Below are 24,626 nucleotides of genomic sequence, written 5' to 3' on the forward strand. Positions count from 1 at the left end.
CGACCTGCGGTGCCACCGGGGGTGAACCGGCGCCGACGTGAAGGTGAATTCTGGGCGACGCATCGCCTGCCGCGGTGCCGGCCGCGCGGTTCACCTGGCCACCCTCCGGCCGGGCGGGGCTCGCGCGGCGTATCCCCAAGGGACATCCGGCCGGCAGCCGCCCGCCCGCGTCCGGTTGCCGGAGTGAACCAGCGCGGACGCCACGGTGAACTCTGGGCGACGTGTGATAGGGCAGCGCCTCGCAACCCTGGGGAAGTGTCCGACCCGGCGCATAACCTGGAGTCATGAACGTGGACGCGGCCGTCGCCGCAGTGGCAGCGATCGCCGGGCTGTGCACCGGCGTCTTCGCCATGCTGGCGTTCCGCTGGAGCGAACGCGACCAGGCCAAGCCCACCCGTACCTCGCTGCACACGGACGCCGTGCTGCCGCCCGGGGTCGACACCGTGCTGTCCGTGCTCCGCTCCTCCGCCGTGGTGCTGGACGAGGCCGACGCCGTCGTCAAGGCCAGCTCCGCCGCGTACGCCCTCGGGCTGGTCCGCGGCGGCAAGCTCGCCGTCGAGCCGATGATGCAGATGGCCCGGGACACCCGCCGGGACGGCGAGATACGCCAGGTCGAGCTGGATCTGCCGCGCCGCGGCACCGGCCGCGGCGAGGCGCTCGCGGTCTCCGCCAGAGTCGCCCCGCTCGGCTCCCGGCTCGTCCTGCTGCTGGTCGAGGACCTCACGGAGGCCCGCCGCATAGAGGCGGTCCGCCGCGACTTCGTGGCCAACGTCAGCCACGAGCTCAAGACGCCCGTCGGCGCGCTCTCGCTGCTCTCCGAGGCCGTGATGGACGCCAGCGACGACCCCGAGGCCGTCGAGCGCTTCGCCGGCCGGATGCAGAACGAAGCCACCCGCCTGACCAACCTCGTCCAGGAGCTCATCGACCTCTCCCGGGTGCAGAACGACGACCCGCTGGAGGACGCCGAGCCGGTCCGGGTCGACGAGCTGGTCGCCGAGGCGATCGACCGCTGCCGCCAGCAGGCCGGCGCGAAGCAGATCACCATGGCCACGTCGATCGGCGGGCCCGAAGGATCCGCCGCCCGGGGTGGCGGCGGGCGGCGCGAGGACGGCCCCGCCGACCTGAGCATCTGGGGCAACCGCGGCCAGCTCGCGGCGGCCCTGGGCAACCTCGTCGAGAACGCCGTCAACTACTCCCCGTCGCGCACCCGCGTCGGGATCGCCGGGCGGCGGGTCTCCGCCCCCGGTGGCGACCTGATCGAGATCGCGGTGACCGACCAGGGCATCGGGATATCCGAAAGGGATCGGGAGCGCATCTTCGAGCGCTTCTACCGTGTGGACCCGGCGCGCTCGCGCGCCACCGGCGGGACCGGCCTCGGTCTCGCCATCGTCAAGCATGTGGCCGCCTCGCACGGCGGGGAGGTCACGGTGTGGAGCGCTGAGGGACAAGGCTCCACCTTCACCCTGCGTCTCCCGGAAGCCGGGGCCGTACGCGACCGCGAACGGCCCGCCGACCTCTCCGCGGAGGGCCTCGACGACGAGGACCGCCCGTACGAGACCTTCAACGATCCACTCCCTGCACACCCAGCCCCGGAGGTCCTTCCGTGACCCGAGTGCTCGTCGTCGAGGACGAGGAATCGTTCAGCGACGCACTGTCTTACATGCTCCGTAAGGAGGGCTTCGAGGTCGCCATCGCGGCTACGGGCCCTGACGGACTGGACGAATTCGAGCGCAACGGCGCCGACCTCGTCCTGCTCGACCTGATGCTGCCGGGCCTGCCCGGTACCGAGGTCTGCCGCCAGCTGCGTGGCCGCTCCAACGTCCCGGTCATCATGGTGACCGCCAAGGACAGCGAGATCGACAAGGTCGTCGGCCTGGAGATAGGAGCCGATGACTACGTCACCAAGCCCTTCTCCTCCCGCGAGCTCGTCGCCCGCATCCGCGCCGTGCTGCGCCGCCGCGGCGAGCCGGAGGAGGTCACCCCGCAGGCCCTGGAGGCCGGTCCGGTCCGGATGGACGTGGACCGCCATGTCGTCACGGTCTCCGGCGGCAAGGTCGATCTGCCCCTCAAGGAGTTCGACCTCCTGGAGATGCTGCTGCGCAACGCCGGCCGGGTGCTGACCCGGATGCAGCTCATCGACCGGGTCTGGGGCGCCGACTACGTGGGCGACACCAAGACCCTGGACGTGCACGTCAAGCGGCTGCGCGCCAAGATCGAGCCCGACCCGGGCGCGCCGCGCTACCTCGTCACGGTCCGCGGCCTGGGGTACAAGTTCGAGCCGTAAACCCAGCCTGAGCAGCTCAGCGGCCGCCGCCCGGGTGGCAAGCCGCAGTACGCGTCAGGGGCGCCCCTCCGAGCCGGAGGGGCGCCCCTGACGCCTTGCTGTGACGGGCCGGGGTCAGTGACCGCCGTGCGCCGACCCCGAGGGCTTCGCGGAACCGGACGGGCTGGCCGAACCGGACGGCTTGCCCGACGCCGAGGGCTTGCCGGAGCCCGACGGGGACGCCGAACCGGACGGCTGCGGCAGCTGGGAGGGCCCGTAGCCCGCGAAGTAGCTCTTCGCCGGGACCACATAGGCGTTGATCTTGACCTGGCCGGCCGAGCTCAAGGTGAACGTCAGCGGCTGGGCGTTCCCGTCCTTGACGGCCTCCCGGCCGCTGGCCAGGACGGCCGAGGCGTCGCCCTTGCCGCCGATCACGATGGAGCCGCCGGCGGGCACGACGACCGGGCCCGAGCCGGTGGTCGGCGAGAGCTTGGCCGACTGGCCGGTGCCGTCGACGGAGATCGCGGTCAGCTTCTGGTCCTTGGCGCCGTTGTTGAACACCGTCGCGGAGATCACGGCCGGGCCCTTGGCGTTCACATCGGGCTGGGTGACGACGGACGCGTTCTGGATCTTGATGTCGCCGACGGAGGTCGCGGCGTTGTCCGGCTTGACCTGCAGCGTCTGGGCGTCGTTCCCGGCCCCGCACGCGGACAGCGTGGCGATCGAGAGCGAAAGGACGGTGGCGGCGAGGACGCCGCGTCGAAGGCTGCGGCTCACGGCGGCGGCATCTCCTTGACGAGCTACGGCGGCCGAACTTCGTGCCCGGTCGCGGATGGGCGGCTGGGGCGGCACTGCGTACGCGTCATGACGACGGGTGCGTAAAGCCGCCCTAAGGGTGTGTCAGCGCCGCTAGGTTACCGAGCCGTCCTCACGCCGCCGCACCCGACCCGCCCCCAGCGCACTCAGGGCCCGTCACCACCGCTCACGTCCGGTTTTCCGGCCCCCGTGCGAGGACCTCCGAGAAACCCGCCACCGGCCACGGAACGGAACGGAGAACGAGCCACGGAGTGGACCGGAGAGGAGCCCACGGAACAGGACCCAGATCGCCAACCCCGAGGGCACACAGTTCGACGCGCAGTTCGGCGCGCAGTTCGGCGCGCACATCCGGACGTACGGATCCGGACGCACCACGAGAACGCGTACCGAGAACGTGGCGGAAATTCGACGAGCGGCCGTTCGGGTGAGAGCCGGCAGGTTCCCCCGGTGAAAAGCAGTATTCGCAGGGAATGTGAAGGCCTCGCGGAATTGATCACACTCTTCGGCCGCCGGATGGTGATCAATTCGGGAATCGCTCGGGAGAGGTCCCCGAGCAGCCGAACGGAGTAGCGGAACTCGCTCATGCGGATCTGCGCAAAACGGGACGTTCGACCTCCCGAACCCCGCCTTCCCGGTACGTGACGGGCATGTTTCCACTCACCCGTGCAGCCCCTCCGACCTGCGAATACCCGTCTTCCGCGACCCCTCGCAGCACGTTCCGGTTACTGTTGTCAAGCCCCGAGATATGCCCTGACCTGCGAAAACGCCATTCAGAACGGCCCGTTCCCGTGTTAGCATGGATAGCCACGGAAGGGGTACCTGTCACATGACGTTCAAGGTTGGCGACACCGTGGTCTATCCCCATCACGGGGCCGCGCTGATCGAGGCCATCGAAACTCGCCAGATCAAAGGCGTGGACAAGACCTACTTGGTGCTGAAGGTCGCCCAGGGCGACTTGACTGTTCGTGTGCCAGCGGACAATGCGGAGTTCGTCGGCGTACGCGACGTGGTTGGTCAGGACGGGCTGGACCGGGTCTTCGAGGTGCTTCGCGCACCGTATGCCGAAGAGCCGACGAACTGGTCCCGTCGCTACAAGGCAAATCTTGAGAAGCTCGCTTCCGGCGATGTGATCAAGGTTGCCGAAGTGGTGCGCGACCTGTGGCGGCGTGAGCGTGAGCGCGGTCTTTCCGCCGGTGAGAAGAGGATGCTCGCGAAGGCGCGCCAGATTCTGGTGAGCGAACTCGCCCTCGCGGAGAACACCAACGAGGACAAGGCCGAGGCCCTGCTCGACGAGGTACTCGCGTCCTGACGATGCTGTGTGCTGGTCAAGCGTGTGCGGATCATGCATGCGTGGGTCACGCGTCCGCCGACGACGTGCCCGGCGCAGCGACGACAGCGCCGACATAGCAATGCCGACGTAGTAATGCCGCGGTGCCCGAGTGACGACCACTTCCCAAGTGGAGTGGTCCGTTGCCGGGCGCTGCGGCATATCTGCCGGCGGATCGGCGATGTGCTGAGATCGCCGAGGGACCGCCGACTGTGGCGTGCCGGGCCCGGGCGGCTGTCTCGACCGTGTCACGGAAGGGTCCGGTCGAGGCGTCGCGCCCGGCACTCCCCCAAGCTCTACGAGCGGGGGGCACTCCCAGGCCATACCCACCTCGCCCGAGGAAACAAACCTGTCTGCGTCAATTCCGGGCTCGCCCCGGACTCCGGAGCCATCGATGTCAGATCCCTCCCGCCCGGTCCGCACCGCCGCGGTGATTCCCGCCGCCGGCCGCGGTGTCCGGCTCGGTCCCGGCACCCCCAAGGCGCTGCGCACGCTGGGCGGCACCCCCATGCTGGTGCATGCCGTCCGTGCGATGGCCGCCTCCCGTGCCGTCTCACTCATCGTGGTGGTCGCCCCACCCGACGGCGCCGCCGAGGTCGGCCGCCTGCTGCACGAGCATCCGCTCGCCGAGCGCACCGACCTCGTGGTCGTCCCCGGCGGACAGACCCGCCAGGAGTCCGTACAGCTCGGTCTGGCGGCGCTCCCGGACACCATCGAGGTCGTGCTGGTGCATGACGCCGCGCGGCCGCTGGTGCCGGCCGACACGGTCGACGCGGTGGTCGCCGCCGTACGGGCCGGTGCACCCGCCGTCGTCCCCGCGCTGCCGCTGGCGGACACCGTCAAGCAGGTCGAGCCGCAGCCGCCGGGCACGCCCGAGCCGGTGGTCGGCACCCCGGAGCGGGCCCTGCTGCGTGCCGTGCAGACCCCGCAGGGCTTCGATCTGGCGACCCTGCGCAAGGCGCACGACATCGTCGTCGAGGGCGAGGGCGCCACGGACGATGCCGGGCTGGTCGAGCGGCTCGGATCGCCGGTCGTGGTCGTCCCCGGACATGAAGAGGCATTCAAGGTGACCCGGCCGCTGGACCTGGTCCTGGCCGAGGCCGTGCTCGCCCGCAGGAGGGCCACCGATGGCTATGTCTGAGCCGCTTCCCACCGGGGCCCCCGCCGCCCCGCTACTGCCGCTCGTCGGTATCGGCACGGACGTGCACGCCTTCGAGCAGGGCCGGGAGCTCTGGTGCGCCGGGCTGCTGTGGGACGCCGCGGAGAGTGACGGCTACGGCCTGGCCGGCCACAGCGACGGCGATGTGGCCGCGCACGCCGCATGCGACGCCCTGTTCTCGGCGGCCGGCGTCGGCGACCTGGGCGCACACTTCGGCACCGGCCGCCCCGAGTGGTCCGGCGCCTCCGGTGTGACGCTGCTGGCCGAGGCCGCGCGGATCGTCCGGACCGAGGGCTTCACCATCGGCAATGTCGCGGTGCAGGTCATCGGCGTTCGCCCCAAGGTCGGCAAGCGGCGGGGCGAGGCGCAGAAGGCGCTGTCGGCGGCCGTCGGCGCGCCGGTCTCGGTCTCCGGGACGACCTCGGACGGACTGGGGCTGACCGGCCGCGCCGAGGGCCTGGCCGCGATCGCCACGGCGATCGTCTTCCGTACGGCCTGACGCCACGGCCCGACACGACGCTCCGACACCAGGCTCCGACACCACGCTCCGACGCGAGGCGCGCTGCGGCGCCCGGCATTCCCCCGGATGGCGCGGGAATTCCGGGCGCCGCACGGGTGTTGGGGGAGGATCGGAGTGTTCGTGTCCATCGGAACGGCCCGCAGGAAGGATCCCTCGTGACTGCCACCCTGTCCGACGACCTCAAGAAGCTCCTGGACTCCCCGGTCTTCGTGACCGTGGCCACGATCCAGCCCGACGGCAGCCCGCAGCTCTCCCCGGTCTGGGTGAAGCGGGACGGCGACGATCTGCTGTTCTCGACGACCGTGGGCCGCCGCAAGGAGGCCAACATCCGGCGCGACCCCCGTGTCTCGGTCCTCGTCCAGCCCTTCGACGCGCCGTACACCTACGCCGAGGTGCGCGGCTCCGCCTCGCTCACCACCGAGGGCGGGCAGCAGCTGATCGACGAGCTGTCGCAGAAGTACACCGGCAAGCCGTACGCCGACTTCAATCCCGCCGCGGCCGACGACGCCCCGCGGGTCGTGGTCCGGATCACCCCGCGCAAGGTGGTCGGCAGCATCTGAACCGGCGCCGGACCGCCATGGATGCCGGGCATTTACGGCGAATCGGACGGTTGGCGCGGATCCCTTCCCCCGTGGCCCAATGGGTCGCGGGGCACTGCCTCGTTCCGACTACCCTGGTTCCGTGACGATTCGCCTGTACGACACCAGCGCCCGGCAGATTCGCGACTTCACCCCGCTCGTGCCGGGCTGTGTCTCGATCTACCTGTGTGGTGCCACCGTGCAGGCCGCCCCGCACATCGGGCACATCAGGTCGGGGCTGAACTTCGACATCATGCGCCGCTGGTTCGCCCACCGCGGCTATGACGTGACGTTCGTGCGCAATATCACGGACATCGACGACAAGATCATCAAGAAGGCCGACGAGCAGGACCGCCCGTGGTGGGCGATCGGCTACGAGAACGAGGTCGCCTTCAACACGGCCTACGACGCCCTCGGCTGCCTGCGTCCGACCTACGAGCCGCGCGCCACCGGCCACATCCCCGAGATGATCGAGATGATGCGCGGCCTGATCGAGCGCGGCCACGCCTACGCCGCGGACGGCAACGTCTACTTCGACGTGAAGTCGTTCCCGGGGTATCTCCAGCTGTCCAACCAGGAGTTGGACAACCTCCTCCAGCCCTCCGGCGAGGGCGAGACCGGCAAGCGGGACCCGCGCGACTTCGCGATGTGGAAGGCCGCCAAGGAGGGCGAGCCCAGCTGGGAGACCCCCTGGGGCCGCGGTCGCCCCGGCTGGCACCTGGAGTGCTCGGCGATGGCTCACAAGTACCTGGGCGAGGCCTTCGACATCCATGGCGGCGGCATCGACCTGATCTTCCCGCACCACGAGAACGAGATCGCCCAGGCCAAGGCCTTCGGCGACGACTTCGCCGTGTACTGGGCGCACAACGCGTGGGTGACCATGAGCGGCGAGAAGATGTCCAAGTCGCTGGGCAACTCCCTGCTGGTCTCCGAGATGGTCAAGCGCTGGCGCCCCATCGTGCTGCGCTACTACCTCGGCACCCCGCACTACCGCTCGATGATCGAGTACAGCGAGGACGCGCTGCGCGAGGCCGAGTCCGCGTTCGCGCGGATCGAGGGCTTTGTGCAGCGCGTCGTGGAGAAGGTCGGGCCGGTCGAGCCGGCGGCGGAGGTGCCGCCGGCCTTCGCCGAGGCGATGGACGACGACCTGGGCGTCCCGCAGGCGCTGGCGATCGTGCACACCACCGTCCGGCAGGGCAATGCCGCGCTGACCGCCGACGACAAGGAAGCCGCGGTGGCCCGGCTGGCCGAGCTGCGGGCGATGCTCGGGGTGCTCGGCCTGGACCCGCTCGACGAGGCCTGGTCGGGCGACACGGACCGCGGTACGGACCTGCACGGCGTCGTCGACTCCCTGGTCCGCCTCGTCCTCGAACAGCGCCAGGCCGCCCGTTCCCGCAAGGACTACGCCACCGCCGACGCCATCCGCGACCAACTCCAGCAGTCCGGACTCGCCATCGAGGACACCCCCTCGGGCCCCCGGTGGTCGCTGTCCTGACCCCCGTCCCGCGCTCCGCCGGCCACCCGGATTCGACCGCCCCGGTGGCCGCGAGCGACACTCAATCCATACGTACGTACCCACTCCACGTCGCGAGACGTCGAGAGCAGTGAAGAAACAGGTGACCCATGGCCGGCAACAGCCAGCGCAGGAACCGCCGCACGTCCAACAAGAAGGGCGCGCAGGTCGGCAGCGGCGGCAAGCGGCGCCGGAGCCTGGAGGGCAAGGGCCCGACCCCGCCCGCGTCCGCCCGTAAGGGACACGTCAAGAACCGCGTCGCCAACGCCAAGGCGAAGCAGGCCGCGGCGCGCCGCCCGGCGCCGCGCCGCGGTGGTGCCAAGGGCACCGCCGAGCTGGTCGTCGGCCGTAACCCGGTCTTCGAGGCGCTGCGCGACGGCGTGCCCGCGACCAACCTCTACGTCCAGCAGTTCATCGACACCGACGAGCGGGTGCGCGCCGCACTCCAGCTCGCCTCGGAGCGCGGCGACATCAATCTGATGGAGGCGCCGCGCCCCGAGCTGGACCGGATGACCAACGGTCTCAACCACCAGGGCCTGGTCCTCCAGGTCCCGCCGTACGACTACGCCCACCCCGAGGACCTGGCCGCGGCTGCCTTCGACGACGGCGACGACCCGCTGATCGTCGCGCTCGACGGCGTCACCGACCCGCGCAACCTCGGTGCGGTCGTCCGCTCCGTGTGTGCCTTCGGCGGCCACGGCGTGGTTGTGCCGGAGCGCCGCGCGGCCGGTATGACGGCCGGCGCGTGGAAGACCTCCGCGGGCACCGCGGCCCGGACGCCGGTCGCCCGCGCCACCAACCTGACCCGGACCCTGGAGTCGTACCAGAAGGCCGGTCTGACGGTCGTCGGTCTGGCCGCGGACGGCGAGCTGGAGCTCCAGGACGTCGAGGCGCTGGACGGCCCGGTCGTCATCGTGGTCGGCAGCGAGGGCAAGGGCCTGTCGCGGCTGGTCGGCGAGACCTGCGATGTCCGGGTGCGGATCCCGATGCCGGGCGGCGCCGAGTCGCTGAACGCCGGTGTCGCGGCCGGTGTCGTCCTGTGGGAGGCGGCGCGCCGCCGCGGCTGAGTCCAGGCGCCCCGGGGTGGACGGTGCGGACCCGCGCCACACCCTGGGGCAAGACCTGACCCACCGTAGGTCTTTGCGGAATCCCGTGATCTTTTGACGGGTCTCGGACAGATCGACCCGGTCAAGGCAGTGTCTTAAGCGCGGGTCACTCGGTTAGATGAGCGTGGACACCAGAACACCCCGCACGCCTACGGGGGGACGCTCGCCGGGCTTCGATGACGAGCCGGGCCTGAGCTCGGTCAAGGTGCCGTGCGATCCCGCGCAGGTCATCGTCAACCACGCCAGCTTCCGCGTACAGCTCGCCGCGCCCGCGGCGCGCCACGCCGTGGCCGACACCGCGCACATCCCCGCCCTCAGCGGCTCGGCCGCCGGTGCCAGACGCCGGGCACCGGTGGTGTGGAGCGGCCGCACCGCACCGGGCGGCACGGCCGGCGCCACCACCCAACTCCTGCACGCGGTGCGCGATTCGGGCATCGGCCTCGACGGCGGCCAGGGCGAGGACGTCGGCACGACCCAGGTCCTGCCGCGGATCCGCGTCGGCGACGGCGCTCCCGCCCAGACCGTGATCGGCCAGCGCGGCCCCGCCGACTCCGACTCCCTGCTGCGCGGCGTACGCCCCGTGGGCGGCGCGTACGACAGCGACCACCCCTACCGGAACGCCCCCTACCGCGACCACGGCCGGTTCGACGACGACTATGACGACGACCGGTTCGAGGCACCGGACGGCTACGACCCCGGCGCCAAGCGGCGCGGCGCCGACTCCGTACGGCATGCGTACTACCCCGGCCGCCGGATGAACCTCGGCGTCGTCCTCCTGCCGCTGCGGATCTTCCTCGGCCTGATCTCCGTCTACGCCGGCATGGGCAAGCTCTGCGACCCCGTCTACTTCGACGGCGGCGAGCGGGGCTCGATGGTCAAGTGGCTGCAGTCGCTCGACCCCTGGGCGCTGGCCGTGCCGCTGCGGGACTTCGCGGTCTCGCACCCGGTCGGCGCCGGTCTGACCGTCGCCTTCCTCCAGGTCGTCGTCGGCGTCCTGACCATCTGCGGGCTGTGGCAGCGCGTCGCCGCGTCGATCGGCACCCTGCTGTCCGCGGCGCTGCTGATGACCGTCAGCTGGCGCACCGTCCCCGCCTACGACGCCCCCGACATCATCTACCTCGCCGCCTGGAGCCCGCTGATCATCGCGGGCGCCCCGGTCTACTCCATGGACAGCCGGCTGGCAGGCGAGGCCTGGCGGCGGCTCGGCCCCCGCGTCGAGGTCGCCGACCTGCGGCGCCGGGTGCTGCGCCGCGGCGCCATGATGACCGCGATGGTGGCCGGACTGACCCTGCTCATCGGTTCGCTGCTCGGCGGGGCCGTGCGGTCCGCGACGGTGGCGACCGTCCCGCGGCCCGGAGAGCCCGCGATCAACAACCTCCCCGGCTCCCCGCTGCCCCGCCCCGACAAGCACACCGCCCGGCCCGGCAAGCGGCACCCCGGCAGCGCCGCACCCCGCCCCGGCACGCCCTCCGCGGACGCCTCGCGCAAGGCCCACAAGCCCGGCACCCCGTCCGCGTCGGCTCCCGGCACCGGCCGGTCGTCCGGCAGCACCAGTGGCCTCTCCCAGCAGCCGGGGGCGACCACCAGCGCACCCCAGCAGAACCCGCCGACCCGCCACGCCCCGGTACCGAGCCGGGTGCCCACCAGCGCGGGCGGCACCGGCGGCGGCACCACCGGCACCGGAAGCTCCGGAAACGGCGGCTCCGGAGGCGACTCCGGCCGCGACGCCCTGGGCGGCCTCCTGGGCTGACCGGCTTCCCCCGCCACTGTCCCCGATCGCCTCGCTCGCTCCGTACGGCCGGTATCCACCGGCCACTACGGGGAGGGGGGAGCGGTCGGGGACAGGCGTGTACGGGCAGGTGGAGGCATGTACGGGGCGGCGGAAGGCGGCACAGGACGCGGCGGCGCGAACGTGCGACGGAGAACGTAGCGGCGGGGGAGAGGCGAGGACGGGGAGCGTGGCGACGGGCCGGCCGTGACGGTACGGGGGCGTAAGGAAGGCCCCGTAGGCCCCGCCGTGGGCGAAGCCTTCAACGCCTCAACGCCCTCGACGCCTCAACGCCCCCAATGCCTCAACGCCCCTGCGCGCTCAGCTCCTTGGCGGCCTCGATGAGGTCCTTGGCGGTGTCGATGGCACGCCAGTAGGCCCCCTGCGGGAGCGGGAAACCGGCCAGCCGGCGTTCGCGGGCGAGGCGCGGGAAGGTGGTGCGCTCGTGATCGCCGCGGGTGGGGAGCAGGTCCGCGAAGGCGGCGGAGAAGACGTACACGCCGGCGTTGATGAGATACGGCGACGGCGGCGACTCGATGAAGTCCAGGACGTGCCCGAACGCGTCGGTCTCCACGGCGCCCCAGGGAATGTGCGGGCGGGCCAGCGCGAGGGTGGCCTCGGCATCGCGTTCGTGATGGAAGGCGGCCATGTCCCGGAGCGGGAAGCGGGTCCAGATGTCGCCGTTGGTGGCGTACCAGGGCTCGTCCGGGCGGGGCAGCGAGCCGGCCGCGTGCTTGAGCCCGCCGCCGCGGCCCAGGGGCTCGGTCTCGACAACGGTCGTGACGCGCACGGGGAGTGGGGCGTCGGCCAGCCAGTCCTGGAGGACGCCGGCGAGGTGCCCGCAGGAGACGACCACGTCCGTGACGCCTTCCTCGGCCAGCCAGTTCAGCTGATGGCCGATGATCGGAGTCCCGGTACCGGGAATCTCGACCATCGGCTTGGGGCGGTCGTCGGTGTACGGGCGGAGACGTGAGCCCTGGCCGCCGGCCAGGACCACGGCCTGCGTGGGGTGAGGATGCTGGGCACCTGTCATGGTGCGCACCCTATGCGGTGCGTGCGGGGGTCACTGGGCGCCGGCGACGCCGGTGGCGAAGGAGGTGTCGCAGACCGGGCGGGAGAAGGCCTGGGCGCGGTGTGCGGCGCCGTACTTGGCGACCGCAGCACGGCCGAGGTCACGGGCGATCGAAGCGCAGTGCTTGGCCAGCGAGGGGCGCTTGGTGGTCGCCTCCTGGAGGTGGGTCAGGGCGACGCCCGGATCCTTCTCCTGGAGCTCGACCAGGAGGCGCTGGCGCAGGGCCTCCTCGGGGGTGCTGTGCGCGGCCTTGGTGGCGGCGCTTCCGGAGGACGCGGTCAGTACTTGTGAGTCGGTGGCCGTCGATGCCCAGGGGACGCGGGTGACCGCGAGGGTCCCGGACAGCACGAGGACGACGGGAAGGACCAGGGCGAGAGTTCTGCCGATGCGGCGGGCTGCGGAGTTCACGGTCGAGATGGTAGCGAGGAGTGATGATTTGGCGACATTTGGTCACCGTATCGAGGGACACAATGGCCCGTCGGTGCAGTGCTGATGTTGACGAACTGGTAGGAAAAGCCCGGTTATGTCCCTGTAGCGGCACTGTCGCGCAGCCGGACAGCACAGCGGCGGCGGTACCGAGTGCTACCCCGGACCGCCGCCGCTCTCATTCGATGCCCGTCCCGATGTCAGTCGGTGAGGCGCTCCCCGGACGACGTCGAGAAGACGTGCGTCTCGCCCGGCCGCGGCACGACGTGCAGCCGGCTGCCCTTGTCCGGGACCTGCCGGCCGTGGACCCGTACGACCAGGTCCTTGACCTCGCCGCCGACCTCCGCGGTGCCGTACACATAGCCGTCCGCGCCGAGCTCTTCGACGACATTGACGGTGATGGCCAGACCGGCCGGTGCGTCCGCGCTCTCCTTGGACAGCGACTGCGCGGCGGCGCCGTTCTGCTCGACGATGTCGAAGTGCTCGGGGCGCACGCCCACCGTCACCGTCCGGTCACCCTTGTCGGCGGCCGCGGCCAGCGCCTCGCGGTTGACCGGCACCACGCTGTTGCCGAACTTCACACCGCCGTCGGTGATCGGCACCTCCACCAGGTTCATCGCGGGCGACCCGATGAACCCCGCCACGAACAGGTTCGCCGGCCGGTCGTACATGTTCCGCGGCGAATCGATCTGCTGCAGCAGACCGTCCTTGAGCACGGCGACCCGGTCGCCCATCGTCATGGCCTCGACCTGGTCGTGCGTGACGTACACCGTGGTGATGCCGAGCCGGCGCTGGAGCCCCGCGATCTGCGTACGCGTCTGCACCCGCAGCTTGGCGTCCAGGTTGGACAGCGGCTCGTCCATCAGGAAGACCTGCGGCTCCCGGACGATCGCCCGGCCCATCGCCACGCGCTGCCGCTGACCGCCGGACAGCGCCTTGGGCTTGCGCCCCAGGTACTCGGTCAGGTCCAGGATCTTGGCCGCATCCTCGACCTTCTGCCGGATTTCGGCCTTCGGCACACCGGCGATCTTGAGCGCGAAGCCCATGTTGTCCGCGACCGTCATATGCGGGTAGAGCGCATAGTTCTGGAACACCATGGCGATGTCCCGGTCCTTGGGCGGAAGGTGGGTGACATCGCGGTCCCCGATGCGGATGGCGCCTCCGTCGACGTCCTCCAGCCCCGCGAGCATGCGCAGAGAGGTGGACTTACCGCATCCGGAGGGGCCGACCAGGACCAGAAACTCGCCGTCCTCGATGGCGATGTCCAGTTTGTCGACGGCGGGCTTGTCGGAACCCGGGTAGATACGGGTTGCCTGGTCATACGTGACCGTAGCCATGGTGAAAAGTCCCTTCACCGGCAGGAACGTGCCGGACGATCCGAGTAAAAGGAGTGGTGTAGTCCACTGATATGGACTCTCCGTGACGTTACCCGCGCCCGGCCCCGGTGTCAGTAGCCCAGCCGTCACGAATTGGGGACGGGCATCCGGCGAGCCTGGGTACACTGCTTCACGCACGCCTCCTTAGCTCAGCTGGCCAGAGCACCGCTCTTGTAAAGCGAAGGTCGTCGGTTCGAATCCGACAGGGGGCTCTGTGTTTGAGCAGGGAAGAAGCCCCGGGCCGGTGATGGTCTGGGGCTTCTGCCGTGTCCGGGCTCCGCGGGCCCTCACGTGTGGTCGGGTCTTCTCGATGTGGCCAGCCAGGTGTCGCCCTCGCGTGCGGCGGCGTAGATGCGCTCGATGTCGGGCGGGGTGAGGACGGGGGAGAGGCCGGAGAGTTCGCGGGCCGCGTGGGTGCCGTCGATCAGGCGTACCGAGGGCGCCGCGGTCCGGACGGTCACCGTTGCGGCGCCGACCACGGCCAGTACGGGGTGGACCGCCACCGGGAAGCCGCAGGTGTGGGTCAGTAATCGTGCTGCTCGCTGCGCCTCGAAGAGGCTGTTGCGGACGTAGGGGGTCGACTGGCCGTTGACCATGGCGGCGTGATCGCCCAGCCAGATCCTGCTGCCTCTGTGGTGCTTGGTGTTGATGGTGAAGACACCGGGAGGGCCGATGGCCACGTGGTCGATGTCGGCGCCGCTCGGTAGCTCCACCGAGTGCAGGACGTACCAGCCGTCCCGCCGTAGCCGGTTCAGGCTCCTGCCCGCGATGCGCTCGCCCTGGAGGCCGGTCTCCCACGGGCGTAATTCGGCGTCCAGCCTGAACCACCGCTTGAGCGTGCGCAGCAGGGGGCTCGGTTCGACTTCCTCGATCCGGCGTCGTAGCGAGGCTCCCGGCTCGTTTGTGGCCAGGTCTTGGCTCGACGACGGAGCGGCGGCCGCGGGTGGAGCCGGGAGGCTTCGTGGGTCCGCTGCGGGTGTGACGTCCGGCTCGGACGTCAGGAACGGTGTCAGGGCTGACAAGGCTTCGTCGCGATAGCTCTCGTCCAGGATGTTGATCTTTCCTGTTCTGCAGTCGTACCAGGCCACTGCAGCCGAGTCCGCTACGCGGTTCACGTACACGCGATCGTGTCCGTAGCGGCGCCACCGTTCCGTGCGTAAGTCCCCCACGCGGCCCCCAACCTGATGGTCCAACTCACTTTCAGGGGAGCACAGTTGGTGACGGTCGGCAAGGTGGTGTGGAGAGGGAGGGCCTTCTTGGGCGTGCAAGGCTTGCTGCGCTCGCTACCCGGCGCCGGCGGTCAGCGGCTCGGGCGTGGCGGGGGCGTGTGCCGGGTCGACGGGGGCGTAGCGGCGCTAAGTTCACCGGCATGGTGACTTCGATGACGCATGAGGACTACGAGCGGCGGATGGCGCGGGCCGGGCGGGCCGCCGCCGATGCCGGGCTGGCCGGGCTGATCGTGACTCCGGGGCCGGATCTGACGTGGCTGTGCGGCTACCGCCCGACCGCGATCACCGAGCGGCTGACCGCCCTGGTGATCGAGCCGGGGCGGCGCTCGCGGCTGCTGGTGCCCGTATTGGAGTATCCGGATGCGGAGTGTTCCGTAGGAGCCCGGGCGCTGGAGGTGTCGGGGTGGACCGACGGTGCGGACCCGTATGCCGCGGTCGCCAAGTGGATGGACCCGCAGGGGCGTTACGGGTTGTCCGACTCGACCTGGGCGATGCATCTGCTGGGGCTGCAACGGTCGCTGCCGGGCAGTGCGTACGCGGCGCTGACCGAGGTGCTGCCGATGCTGCGGGCGGTCAAGGACGCCCATGAGGTGGCGCGGCTGGCGGCGGCCGGAGCCGCCGCGGATGCGACGTACGAGGACATCCTGCGGCGGCCCTTCGGCGGGCGCCGGGAGTCGGAGGTGGCGGCGGATCTGGCACGGCTGCTGGTCGAGCACGGACACAGCCAGGTGGACTTCACGATCGTCGGCTCGGGCCCGAACGGCGCCAATCCGCACCACGAGCCCGGGGAGCGGGTCATCGAGGACGGCGACATGGTCGTGCTCGACTTCGGCGGCCTCAAGGACGGCTACGGCTCGGATACGACGCGGACCGTGCACGTCGGGCAGCCGGGCGCCGAGGAGCGCAAGGTGCACGACGTCGTGCGGGAGGCGCAGCAGGCGGCGTTCGAGGCGGTGCGGCCGGGCGTCGCGTGCCAGGACATCGACCGGGTGGCCCGGAAGGTGATCAAGGCCGCGGGATACGGCGAGTACTTCATCCACCGGACCGGGCACGGCATCGGGGTGACCACCCATGAGCCGCCGTATGTGGTCGAGGGCGAGCATCTGACGCTGGTGCCCGGGATGTGCTTCTCGATCGAGCCGGGGATCTATCTGCCGGGGCGGTTCGGGGTGCGGATCGAGGACATCGTGACGTGTACGGAGTCGGGCGGGCGGCGTTTGAACGAGACGGGGCGGGAGATGGCGATCGTGCGGTAGGGGAGGGGGAAAGGAGGGCGGGCGGAGCCTGGCGGGAGGGCGCGCTCTGGCGTTGCCCGGCCGGCCCGACCCGTCCGCCCTGCTCTTGCTTGCGCCGGCGGGTCAGCCCCCGGGCTCAGGGGGCTTCGGCGGCGGACGCATCGCGATCAGTGGCGAAGCCGCAGGTCAGCGTGCGTTGTCAGTGGGGTGGTTCACGCTGGGTTGTGCAGGTGCGGAAAGTCGTGGACCGGCACGGGGCGGCGCGGCGGGACGGAAGGCGGTGATCGCGTGGCAGGGCAGCGCGGCAAGGGGACGGTGCGGGCGGTGCGGCGGCCGGAGGTGCGGTTGCCGGAGCTGACCGCGTACGACGGCGGCGAGCTGGAGGAGGAGGGGGATTACGACGGGCTGGAGTTCGTGGACGCCGACTGGGGCGGGCAGTCGGCGCGCGGCGCCCGGTTCATGGACTGCGCGGTCAGGAGGTGCACGCTCGACGAGACGGGGCTCGGCCGGGCGCGGATCATCGACAGTGTGCTGAGCGGGGTGCGCGGGGTCGGCACGGATCTGTCCCAGGCGTCGCTGCGCGATGTGGAGGTGTCGGACCCCCGGCTCGGTGGGACGCAGCTGCACGGTGCGGTGCTGGAGCGGGTGGTGGTGCGTGGCGGGAAGATCGACTTCCCGAATCTGCGGATGGCCAAGCTGCGGGACGTCGCCTTCGAGGGGTGTGTGCTGATCGAGGCGGACTTCGCGGGGGCGGTGCTGGAGCGGGTGACGTTCGACGACTGCACCCTGGCGCGGGTGGACTTCTCCGAGGCGCGGATGAAGGACGTCGACCTGCGGGGTGCGGCCGCGGTGGACATCGCGTGGGGGATCGACCGTCTGTCGGGCGCGGTGATCAGTGCTGCCCAACTGCTCGATCTCGCCCCGGCGTTCGCGGCGCAGATTGGGGTGCGGGTGGAGTGAGGGGGAGTGAGGGGGAGTGGAGCGGGAGGGGGCGCGTCACTGGGAGTCAGGGGGAGTTGAGTGGTGGGTCAGGGGGACCCCGGAGGGCGTCAGGGGGGCTCGGGATGGGGCCAGGGCGTGGCCGGTCCGGTGGCAGGGTGAGGGGCAAGGCGGCCGGAAGGCGGCCGGAAGGCGGCCGGTCCGGTGGCCGGATGCGGGGGAGCTGGGACGGGCCCGGATGCGCGGGAAGGTGATCAGACGCGCGGGAAGCGGGCCTGGAGGTCCCAGATGGCGGGGTTGTCGCCGAGGCCGTCGTGCATATCGGTGAGGTCGGCGATCAGGTCGTGCAGGAAGTCGCGGGCCTCGCGGCGCAGCGCGGAGTGGTTGAAGGTGAGCGGGGCCTCGTCGGCCGCCATCCAGTCGGCGTCGACGTCCACCCATCCGAAGCGGCGCTCGAAGAAGATCCGGTCGGCGGACTCGGTGAAGTCCAGCTCGGCGTGGATCGGGCGGGCGGAGCGGTTGCCGCGGGGGTCGGTGTCGAGCTGCTCGACGATGTCGCACAGCGCCCAGGCGAAGTCGAGGACGGGCACCCAGCCCCAGGCCGTGGACAGCTCGCGGTCCGTCTTCGTGTCGGCGAGGTAGACGTCGCCGCAGAAGAGGTCATGGCGCAGCGTGCGCACGTCCGCGGTCCGGTAGTCCATCTGCGGCGGATCCGGAAAGCGGCGGGAGAGGGAGTAGCCCAGGTCGATCACGTCCTGATGGTGTCACGCCGGGGTGGCGGGCTATCGGCCGCGTCGGTTGTCGCGGAAGCTCGTGGTGGGCTGCCTGCCTGGGCTGCCTTACACCCCCGTCAAAACCCGCGGCCCTTCCTCCGTCACCGCCACCGTGTGCTCGAAGTGGGCGGCGCGGGAGGTGTCCGTGGTGCGCAGGGTCCAGCCGTCGTCGGCTGCGTAGTAGGTGTCCTTGCCGCCGGCGAGGAACATCGGCTCGATGGCGAGGACCAGGCCGTGCCGGAGGACGAGGCCGCGGCCCGGGCGGCCCTCGTTGGGGACCGCGGGGTCCTCGTGCATCCGGCGGCCGATGCCGTGTCCGCCGAAGTCCTCGGCGATGCCGTAGCCGGCGGCGCGTCCGACGGTGCCGATCGCATGGGAGATGTCGCCGATCCGGGCGCCGACGACGGCTGCCGCGATGCCCGCCTCCAGCGCCTGCCGGGTGGTGTCCATGAGGCGCTGGTCCTCCCGGCGGGGGGTGCCGACCGTGAAGCTGAGGGCCGCGTCGCCGGCCCAGCCGTCCACGAGGGCGCCGCAGTCGATGCTCACCAGGTCGCCGTCGCGCAGTCGGGAGCCGTCCGGGACGCCGTGCACGATCGCGTCATTGACGGACGCGCAGAGGACGGCGGGGAACGGGGTGGGGGCGAAGGACGGGCGGTAGCCGAGGAACGGTGAGGTGGCGCCGGCTTCGCGCAGGACCGTACGGGCGACCTCGTCCAGGTCCAGCAGTCGCACGCCCGGGGCGGCCGCCGCGCGCACCGCGGCCAGCGCGTCGGCCACGACCCGGCCGGCCGCCCGCATCGCGTCGAGTTCGGCATCCGTCTTGATCTCCACCATGGGTACGACCTCCCGAGCGCGCCGGCCGACCCAGCGGCAGGCGTTATTTGTTTACCGGTATTTATTTACCGGTATTAGTATCACGGGCATGGTGCGAACTCCACTGACCCCCTGGGAACGTGAACGCGGCGAGCGGCTCGGCGCGCTGCTGCGTGCGGCACGTGGCGCGCGGAGCATGGTCGAGATCGCGGCGGCGGCGGGACTGTCCGCCGAGACGCTGCGGAAGATCGAGACCGGCCGGGCGCCGACACCGGCGTTCTTCACGGTCGCCGCGCTGGCCGGCACGCTCGGGCTGTCCCTGGACGAGGTGGCCACGCTGGCCACCCCGCCCGAGGCGGCCGCCGAGGACGCGGTCGCCTGACGGGGCGTCGTACGCCCGCCCACCCCGCCGCGCCCCCGGAAAAACGCGGAGGGCCGGCTCCCCTAGGGGGAACCGGCCCTCCGCTGCGCGCTGTGCGCCGGAATGCGGGCGGACGTCTCAGACGTTGACGCCGAAGTCCTGGGCGATGCCGACGAGGCCCGACGCGTAACCCTGGCCCACGGCGCGGAACTTCCACTCCGCGCCGTTGCGGTAGAGCTCGCCGAAGACCATGGCGGTCTCGGTGGCGGCGTCCTCGCTGAGGTCGTAGCGGGCGATTTCGGTGCCGCCGGCCTGGTTGACGATGCGGATGAAGGCGTTGCGCACCTGGCCGAAGTTCTGGCTGCGGTTCTCGGCGTCGTAGATGGAGACCGGGAAGACGATCTTGTCGATGTCGGCCGGCAGCGCCGCCAGGTTGACGTTGATCTGCTCGTCGTCGCCCTCGCCCTGGCCGGTGACGTTGTCGCCGGTGTGGACGATCGACTGGTCCGGCGTGGCCTTGTTGTTGAAGAAGACGAAGTGCTGGTCCGAGTAGACCTTGCCGTTGCCGTTCACCGCGATGGCGCTCGCGTCGAGGTCGAAGTCCGTGCCGGTGGTGGTGCGGACGTCCCAGCCGAGGCCGACCGTGACGGCGGTCAGGCCCGGTGCCTCCTTGGTGAGCGAGACGTTGCCGCCCTTGGACAGGCTTACAGCCATGGGATGTCCCTTTCCTTGTCGACTCGTCGAAGCGTCGGGCTCCGTACTGCGGACGAAGCTACCGTCACCCTCCACAACGCCATCGAGGGACCAGGAGGTTCCAGCAGTCTTTACTTTCTTTGCCGAATGCCGAGGGCGGATGTGCCGCGATGGACCAGGAAAAGCGGATGACGGGGTCCGTGGCGCGCGGGATCATAGGACTCATGTCCGGGCCCTATGTCATCCGCGGTTCGGTCGCCCTTCCGGAGGCCGAGCTCGTATGGCGATTCTCGCGGTCCTCCGGTCCGGGCGGCCAGCACGTCAACACCAGCGACAGCCAGGTCGAGCTGCGCTTCGCCCTCGACAAGACGCAGGCGCTGCCGCCCGTGTGGAAGGAGCGCGCCCTGGAGCGGCTGGCGGGTCGGCTGGTCGACGGCGTGCTGTCGGTACGCGCCTCCGAGCACCGCTCCCAATGGCGCAACCGCGAGACCGCCGCCGTCCGGCTGGCCGCACTGCTCGCCGAGGCCACCGCGCCGCCGCCCAAGCCGCGCCGTAAGTCGCGGATCCCGCGGGGCATCAACGAGCGGCGGCTGCGCGAGAAGAAGCAGCGCGGCGACACCAAGCGCGGCCGCTCGGGCCGCGACTGGACCTGACCGGCGCCGCGACTGGGCTCGACCGGCAGGGGGACCGGTACGGCGACGCGCCCCGGCGTCCGCGGGCGGCCAGCCCGTCAACACCAGCGACAGCCAGGTCGAGCTGCGCTTCGCCCTCGACAAGACGCAGGCACTGCCGCCCGCGAGGAGTGCGCCCTGGAGCGGCCCGCCCCGCCCCGCCTCACCCCAACTGGCGGTACTTCCCCCGGAAGTACGTCAGCGGTCCGTCGTCCTCGCTGGAGACCGAGCTGGCCAGGACGCGGGCGATGACGAGGGTGTGGTCGCCGGCCACGACCCGCTGCTCGGTGCGGCACTCCAGGGTCGCCAGGGCGCCGTCGATGAGCGGAGCGCCGGACACTTCGCCCCGTACGAACGGGATGTCCGCGAAGAGGAGTCTGTCGCTGATACGGCCCTTCATTGCGAATCGTCCGGCAATCTGCCGCTGATGCCCCGAGAGCACCGAAACGGCCCACCGCGGCTGCAGCTCCAGCAGGTCGTCCATCCGTGAGTCGTTGCGAACGCTCACCATCACGAGCGGCGGGTCGAGGGAGACGGACAGGAACGCCGTGGCGGTCATGCCGACGTCCTCGCCCTGGGGTCCGTCGTCCGGGTCATGGGCGGTGATCAGCACCACGCCGGCGGCGAGGCGGGACAGGGCGGCACGGAACTCGTCGTCACTCACCCCAACAGAATGCGGGATCGGGGCGTCGTCCGGCACGGATGCGAGGGTGACGGCCGGCATGGAAAGGGCGGCGGGCCCGGCGGTCGTCGAATCGGCTGGGGTTTTCGTGAACACGCCATGAACGCTAACTTCGACCGGCCCCGGCGCGCATCGGGCCCCCGCACCACTTGCGTCCTAGGTCTGGCGACCGAAGCCCGGAACGCTCGGAATTTGCGTTCAGGAAGTGTAGAAAGGGTGAAGGCGCGCTCCCGTTGCGGGTTATATGGAAGATCGCCAACCGTCCCTCACGGTCTGTGACTTGAGTCACAGCAGGCGCTAATTGTTGACCCTGTGTACCGAGTGAACAGCTCACTGTGATTCAGTGAGCGTGGAATCGGACGACAAAGAATCGTGGAGTTTGCTGTCGAGGTCTCAGGGAGAGCGAACGATGGAGACCGAGTCGGAGCCATACGTCCGCCTTGCGACCCTGCGGCAGCTTCATCAAGTGGTCGCGGAGCTGAACACCGCACGTAGCCTCGCGGACACGTTGCAGACGGTCGCCGATGGTGCGATCACCGGACTCGGCTTCGAGCTGGCCGCCGTCAATCTCGTCCGCCCCGACGGCGATCTCGTCGTCGCCGCGGTCGCCGGCAGCGCGGGCGCCGAGGCGCTGATGGCCGGACGCGTGGGCTCCCGGGCCGCCTGGGACCGCCGGCTGTCCATGGGCGAGCGCTGGGGCGACCTCATCTTCATCCCGCACACCGAGGGCTGGGTGCTCGATGACGACGACGTACCGCAGTGGCACACGGCCGGACCCGCGCCCCGGTTCCCCGACGAGTGGCACTCCATGGACCGCCTCTTCGCGCCCATGTACACCGCGGCCAACGGCGGCGGCGAGCTGCTCGGGGTGATCTCCGTCGACCGGCCGCGCAACGGCCGGCGGCCCGGCGCCTGGGGCCAGGAAGCCCTGCAGATGTACGCCTTCCAGTCCGCGATCGCCATCAGCAACGCCCGGCTGCGGGCGAACATGCAGCGCGCGCTGGTCCGGCTGGAGCGCGAGCAGCAGGCGCTGCGGGCCAGCGAGGAGAGCTTCCGGCAGGCGTTCGAGTACGCGCCGAGCGGGATGGCCGTCGCCGAAATGGGCGGTGACCAGCACGGACGGCTGCTGCGCACCAATGACGCGCTGTGCCGGCTGCTGGGCCGCCCGGCGTCCGGGATGCGCCGCTACTCCTTCTCCGACCTCGTCCATCCCGAGGACATCGGCACCCTGCTGCGCACCTCCGCCGAGGGCGGCCGCGCCGAGCTGCGGCTGGCCCGCCGGGACGGCACCTATGTGTGGGTCTCGCTGCGCAACTCCGTCGTCGCCGACACCGCCGACGGCCCACGGTTCCTGCTCACCCACGTCGAGGACATCGAGGAGCGCAAGCGGCACGAGCTGCAGCTCGCCCACCGCGCCAGCCACGATTCGCTGACCGGGCTGCCGAACAGCGCCGAGCTGCGGGCCCGGCTCGGCGCCCGGCTGTGCTCCCGCCCGCCGGGCTCGATGGCCGACGCCTACGCCTCCTTGAGCGGCCCCGGCTCCGATCCGCACGGCTTCCGGACCGACGGCAAGGAGCCGTTCGAAGGGATCGACGGCTTCGAAGGCAACGCCCCGGCACCGTTCGACCACCATGTGCATCTCGTCGCCCCCGCGGACGGGCCGGCCGACGACGGCTCCAAGGGGCTCGCGGTCCTCTTCTGCGACCTCGACGGCTTCAAATCGATCAACGACCGCTTCGGCCACAACACCGGCGACGCCGTGCTGATAGAGGTCGCCCGCCGGCTGACCAGCGGCGTCCGGGACGGCGATACGGTCGCCCGGCTCGGCGGCGATGAATTCGTGGTGCTCGCCGACGGCCTCGGCACGGCCGACGCCCAGGACCTCGCGGTGCGGCTGCGCAACGCGATCATCCCGCCGATCCGGGTGGAGGGCCGGGCGGTACGGGTGGGCGCCAGCTTCGGCATCGGCTGGGCGAGCTGCGGGATGACGGCCGAGGAAGTGCTGGAGTCGGCCGACCAGCGGATGTACGTCGAGAAGCGCTCCCGCTCGAAGACAAACCGGCGCGCGGCGGGCTGAACGGCGTCCGCCGCCGGGCGCGCACCGCGCCGGCCGGGCCGGATGCCGCGTATCTCACACCCGCCGCGCTCCGGCCCCTGCACCAGCTATTCACCGATCCGTAGCGATCTTGTGCCCCTCCGGGCCCGGTGTGCGGGCGTGTCGACGGGGTAGGCTGCGCCGATGCGGCGCGGCGCCGCCGGGGGCCCTGAAGACAGTTCACGCAGCAGATGCCTGCGGACGCGTAGACACGCATGACAGACGCGCACACAGACCGCTTGGGAGTGACACGGAATGACGGCCGGCAACAACGGCGCGGACACGCCGGAGAACGACGACCCGTTCGCCTATCTCTACCGCTCGGAAGGCGGCGAGGGCGGCGCACCGGGTTCGGCGGGCACCGGTGCGCCGACGCGGCAGCCGGGAATTCCGCGGACGTCCTACAACCAGGTGCGCGCGGTCGGCCAGCGCCAGTACGGCCAGCAGCCGCAGCAGCCGACGACGTACGGGCAGCAGAACGCCCACTACGCCGCGCCGGAGACCCTGCCCGGCGGCGACCGCACGCGAAGCGCCCCGGCCCCGGACGGCCCCGAGCCGCGCCGCAACCGCAACGGCCTGCTGATAGGCGCGGTCTCGGTGGTCGCGGTGGTCTGCATAGGCATCGGCGTGGCGATGCTCAACAACGGCAACGAATCGAAGGCCAACGAGGCCGGCAAGCAGGGCCCCGCGGCCGGCGGTTCGGTCAAGCCCAACGGTAAGAAGGCGGGCAGGGCGAAGCCCGGTGCGCTGCCCAAGAAAGATGCGGCCAGCTTGCTTCTGGACGGCGGGGCAGGGGCCGCCAAGGACATCCAGGGCTCCCATTCGGCGGGCGGTACGTACGTCGCCGGCTTCAACCAGGTCGGGGCGAAGGTGCAGTGGAAGGCGGATGCGCCGCAAGCGGGCGAGTACCGGCTGTACGTGCGCTACGGCATCCCGGGCGAGGACGCCAACGCGACGCTGGCGGTCAATGGCAAGCCCAACGCTCAGCCGCTCGGCCTGAAGAACTTCATCAAGTCGCCGAAGGGTGACTGGGAGAAGGGCTGGCAGACCACCTGGGCGCCCGTCACCCTGAACCAGGGCACCAACACCATCGAGATCTCCTGCGGACAGGGCAACCAGTGCAACGCCAACCTGGACCAGGTGTGGCTGCGGCGGGGCGGGGCCAAGCCGTAGGCGGCGACTGCCGCCGCTGAACGGGGATGACGACGCCG

24 protein-coding genes and 1 tRNA gene are annotated in these 24,626 nt (G+C 71.0%); 16 read left to right on the forward strand and 9 right to left on the reverse strand.

Annotated elements, in window-relative coordinates; genetic code table 11:
• The first annotated feature begins 284 nt into the window (after nt 1-284).
• Complete coding sequence (gene phoR / locus BKA18_RS21455; protein WP_366047616.1) at nt 285-1,607, forward strand: two-component system sensor histidine kinase PhoR; 1,323 nt, start codon at nt 285-287, stop codon at nt 1,605-1,607.
• A 5-nt stretch (nt 1,608-1,612) separates the two neighbouring features.
• Nucleotides 1,613-2,284: a two-component system response regulator PhoP gene (phoP, locus tag BKA18_RS21460; RefSeq protein ID WP_465270440.1), complete on the forward strand. Its 672-nt coding sequence runs from the start codon at nt 1,613-1,615 to the stop codon at nt 2,282-2,284.
• A 114-nt stretch (nt 2,285-2,398) separates the two neighbouring features.
• Here phoP and BKA18_RS21465 read toward each other — a convergent pair whose 3' ends face one another.
• Nucleotides 2,399-3,040, reverse strand: coding sequence for a copper chaperone PCu(A)C domain-containing protein (locus tag BKA18_RS21465; RefSeq protein WP_366047617.1), 642 nt, complete (start codon nt 3,038-3,040; stop codon nt 2,399-2,401).
• Between the two features lie 865 nt (nt 3,041-3,905).
• Between BKA18_RS21465 and BKA18_RS21470 the strand changes: the two genes are divergently transcribed.
• The 7 genes from BKA18_RS21470 to BKA18_RS21500 all read left to right on the forward strand — a co-directional run bounded on the left by BKA18_RS21470 (nt 3,906) and on the right by BKA18_RS21500 (nt 11,032).
• Nucleotides 3,906-4,388 carry a CarD family transcriptional regulator gene (locus BKA18_RS21470; protein ID WP_003953493.1) on the forward strand — a complete coding sequence of 161 codons (483 nt, stop codon included), beginning with the start codon at nt 3,906-3,908 and terminating at the stop codon, nt 4,386-4,388.
• A 412-nt stretch (nt 4,389-4,800) separates the two neighbouring features.
• Complete coding sequence (ispD, locus tag BKA18_RS21475; protein ID WP_006603890.1) at nt 4,801-5,547, forward strand: 2-C-methyl-D-erythritol 4-phosphate cytidylyltransferase; 747 nt, start codon at nt 4,801-4,803, stop codon at nt 5,545-5,547.
• Complete coding sequence (gene ispF, locus BKA18_RS21480) at nt 5,540-6,064, forward strand: 2-C-methyl-D-erythritol 2,4-cyclodiphosphate synthase (protein WP_366047659.1); 525 nt, start codon at nt 5,540-5,542, stop codon at nt 6,062-6,064. Before ispD ends, ispF begins: the two co-directional genes overlap by 8 nt.
• Before the next feature lie 176 nt (nt 6,065-6,240).
• Entirely contained in the window at nt 6,241-6,645 is a 405-nt protein-coding gene (locus BKA18_RS21485; protein WP_006603888.1) for a PPOX class F420-dependent oxidoreductase, read from the forward strand.
• Between the two features lie 121 nt (nt 6,646-6,766).
• Nucleotides 6,767-8,158, forward strand: a complete 1,392-nt coding sequence (gene cysS / locus BKA18_RS21490) for a cysteine--tRNA ligase (protein WP_366047618.1) — start codon at nt 6,767-6,769, stop codon at nt 8,156-8,158.
• A gap of 128 nt (nt 8,159-8,286) precedes the next feature.
• On the forward strand, nt 8,287-9,243 hold the full coding sequence (gene rlmB / locus BKA18_RS21495; RefSeq protein ID WP_006603886.1) for a 23S rRNA (guanosine(2251)-2'-O)-methyltransferase RlmB: 957 nt from the start codon (nt 8,287-8,289) through the stop codon (nt 9,241-9,243).
• Nucleotides 9,244-9,400: 157 nt separating this feature from the next.
• Complete coding sequence (locus BKA18_RS21500) at nt 9,401-11,032, forward strand: DoxX family protein (RefSeq protein WP_366047619.1); 1,632 nt, start codon at nt 9,401-9,403, stop codon at nt 11,030-11,032.
• 322 nt (nt 11,033-11,354) lie between these two features.
• Here BKA18_RS21500 and BKA18_RS21505 read toward each other — a convergent pair whose 3' ends face one another.
• From BKA18_RS21505 to BKA18_RS21515, 3 genes are all read right to left on the reverse strand, one after another.
• Nucleotides 11,355-12,083: a nucleotidyltransferase family protein gene (locus tag BKA18_RS21505; RefSeq protein ID WP_366047620.1), complete on the reverse strand. Its 729-nt coding sequence runs from the start codon at nt 12,081-12,083 to the stop codon at nt 11,355-11,357.
• Nucleotides 12,084-12,113: 30 nt separating this feature from the next.
• Nucleotides 12,114-12,530 carry a hypothetical protein gene (locus tag BKA18_RS21510; protein WP_366047621.1) on the reverse strand — a complete coding sequence of 139 codons (417 nt, stop codon included), beginning with the start codon at nt 12,528-12,530 and terminating at the stop codon, nt 12,114-12,116.
• A 218-nt stretch (nt 12,531-12,748) separates the two neighbouring features.
• The gene (locus BKA18_RS21515; protein WP_006603882.1) at nt 12,749-13,885 is read right to left on the reverse strand and encodes an ABC transporter ATP-binding protein; all 1,137 of its coding nucleotides are present in this window, start codon (nt 13,883-13,885) and stop codon (nt 12,749-12,751) included.
• Between the two features lie 177 nt (nt 13,886-14,062).
• Here BKA18_RS21515 and BKA18_RS21520 point away from each other — a divergent pair.
• A tRNA-Thr gene (locus tag BKA18_RS21520) sits at nt 14,063-14,136 on the forward strand.
• A gap of 75 nt (nt 14,137-14,211) precedes the next feature.
• On the opposite strand, the gene BKA18_RS21525 is transcribed toward BKA18_RS21520, so the two are convergent.
• A complete protein-coding gene (locus BKA18_RS21525) occupies nt 14,212-15,039 on the reverse strand; it encodes a nuclease-related domain-containing protein (protein WP_366047622.1) in 828 nt (275 codons plus the stop codon).
• Nucleotides 15,040-15,305: 266 nt separating this feature from the next.
• Here BKA18_RS21525 and BKA18_RS21530 point away from each other — a divergent pair, with 266 nt between their 5' ends.
• On the forward strand, nt 15,306-16,409 hold the full coding sequence (locus BKA18_RS21530; RefSeq protein ID WP_366047660.1) for an aminopeptidase P family protein: 1,104 nt from the start codon (nt 15,306-15,308) through the stop codon (nt 16,407-16,409).
• A 294-nt stretch (nt 16,410-16,703) separates the two neighbouring features.
• Nucleotides 16,704-17,348, forward strand: a complete 645-nt coding sequence (locus tag BKA18_RS21535; protein ID WP_366047661.1) for a pentapeptide repeat-containing protein — start codon at nt 16,704-16,706, stop codon at nt 17,346-17,348.
• 233 nt (nt 17,349-17,581) lie between these two features.
• Here the strand turns inward: BKA18_RS21535 and BKA18_RS21540 are convergent, their stop codons facing one another.
• On the reverse strand, nt 17,582-18,079 hold the full coding sequence (locus BKA18_RS21540) for a hypothetical protein (RefSeq protein WP_006603878.1): 498 nt from the start codon (nt 18,077-18,079) through the stop codon (nt 17,582-17,584).
• 87 nt (nt 18,080-18,166) lie between these two features.
• Nucleotides 18,167-18,934, reverse strand: coding sequence for a type I methionyl aminopeptidase (gene map, locus BKA18_RS21545; RefSeq protein ID WP_366047624.1), 768 nt, complete (start codon nt 18,932-18,934; stop codon nt 18,167-18,169).
• An 88-nt stretch (nt 18,935-19,022) separates the two neighbouring features.
• Here map and BKA18_RS21550 point away from each other — a divergent pair, with 88 nt between their 5' ends.
• The gene (locus BKA18_RS21550; protein ID WP_366047625.1) at nt 19,023-19,295 is read left to right on the forward strand and encodes a helix-turn-helix domain-containing protein; all 273 of its coding nucleotides are present in this window, start codon (nt 19,023-19,025) and stop codon (nt 19,293-19,295) included.
• Between the two features lie 117 nt (nt 19,296-19,412).
• Here BKA18_RS21550 and BKA18_RS21555 read toward each other — a convergent pair whose 3' ends face one another.
• A complete protein-coding gene (locus tag BKA18_RS21555) occupies nt 19,413-19,988 on the reverse strand; it encodes a TerD family protein (protein WP_006603875.1) in 576 nt (191 codons plus the stop codon).
• Nucleotides 19,989-20,191: 203 nt separating this feature from the next.
• Here BKA18_RS21555 and arfB point away from each other — a divergent pair, with 203 nt between their 5' ends.
• Complete coding sequence (gene arfB / locus BKA18_RS21560; RefSeq protein ID WP_366047626.1) at nt 20,192-20,620, forward strand: alternative ribosome rescue aminoacyl-tRNA hydrolase ArfB; 429 nt, start codon at nt 20,192-20,194, stop codon at nt 20,618-20,620.
• 181 nt (nt 20,621-20,801) lie between these two features.
• Here arfB and BKA18_RS21565 read toward each other — a convergent pair whose 3' ends face one another.
• Nucleotides 20,802-21,362 carry a flavin reductase family protein gene (locus BKA18_RS21565; RefSeq protein ID WP_366047662.1) on the reverse strand — a complete coding sequence of 187 codons (561 nt, stop codon included), beginning with the start codon at nt 21,360-21,362 and terminating at the stop codon, nt 20,802-20,804.
• A 367-nt stretch (nt 21,363-21,729) separates the two neighbouring features.
• On the opposite strand from BKA18_RS21565, the gene cdgB reads away from it, so the two are divergent.
• Both cdgB and BKA18_RS21575 read left to right on the forward strand, forming a co-directional pair.
• The gene (gene cdgB, locus BKA18_RS21570) at nt 21,730-23,397 is read left to right on the forward strand and encodes a diguanylate cyclase CdgB (RefSeq protein ID WP_006603872.1); all 1,668 of its coding nucleotides are present in this window, start codon (nt 21,730-21,732) and stop codon (nt 23,395-23,397) included.
• Between the two features lie 273 nt (nt 23,398-23,670).
• Entirely contained in the window at nt 23,671-24,588 is a 918-nt protein-coding gene (locus BKA18_RS21575) for a CBM35 domain-containing protein (protein ID WP_366047627.1), read from the forward strand.
• Nucleotides 24,589-24,626 lie beyond the last annotated feature (38 nt).

Source organism: Streptomyces auratus, assembly GCF_050433025.1.
GTDB classification, from domain to species: domain Bacteria; phylum Actinomycetota; class Actinomycetes; order Streptomycetales; family Streptomycetaceae; genus Streptomyces; species Streptomyces sioyaensis.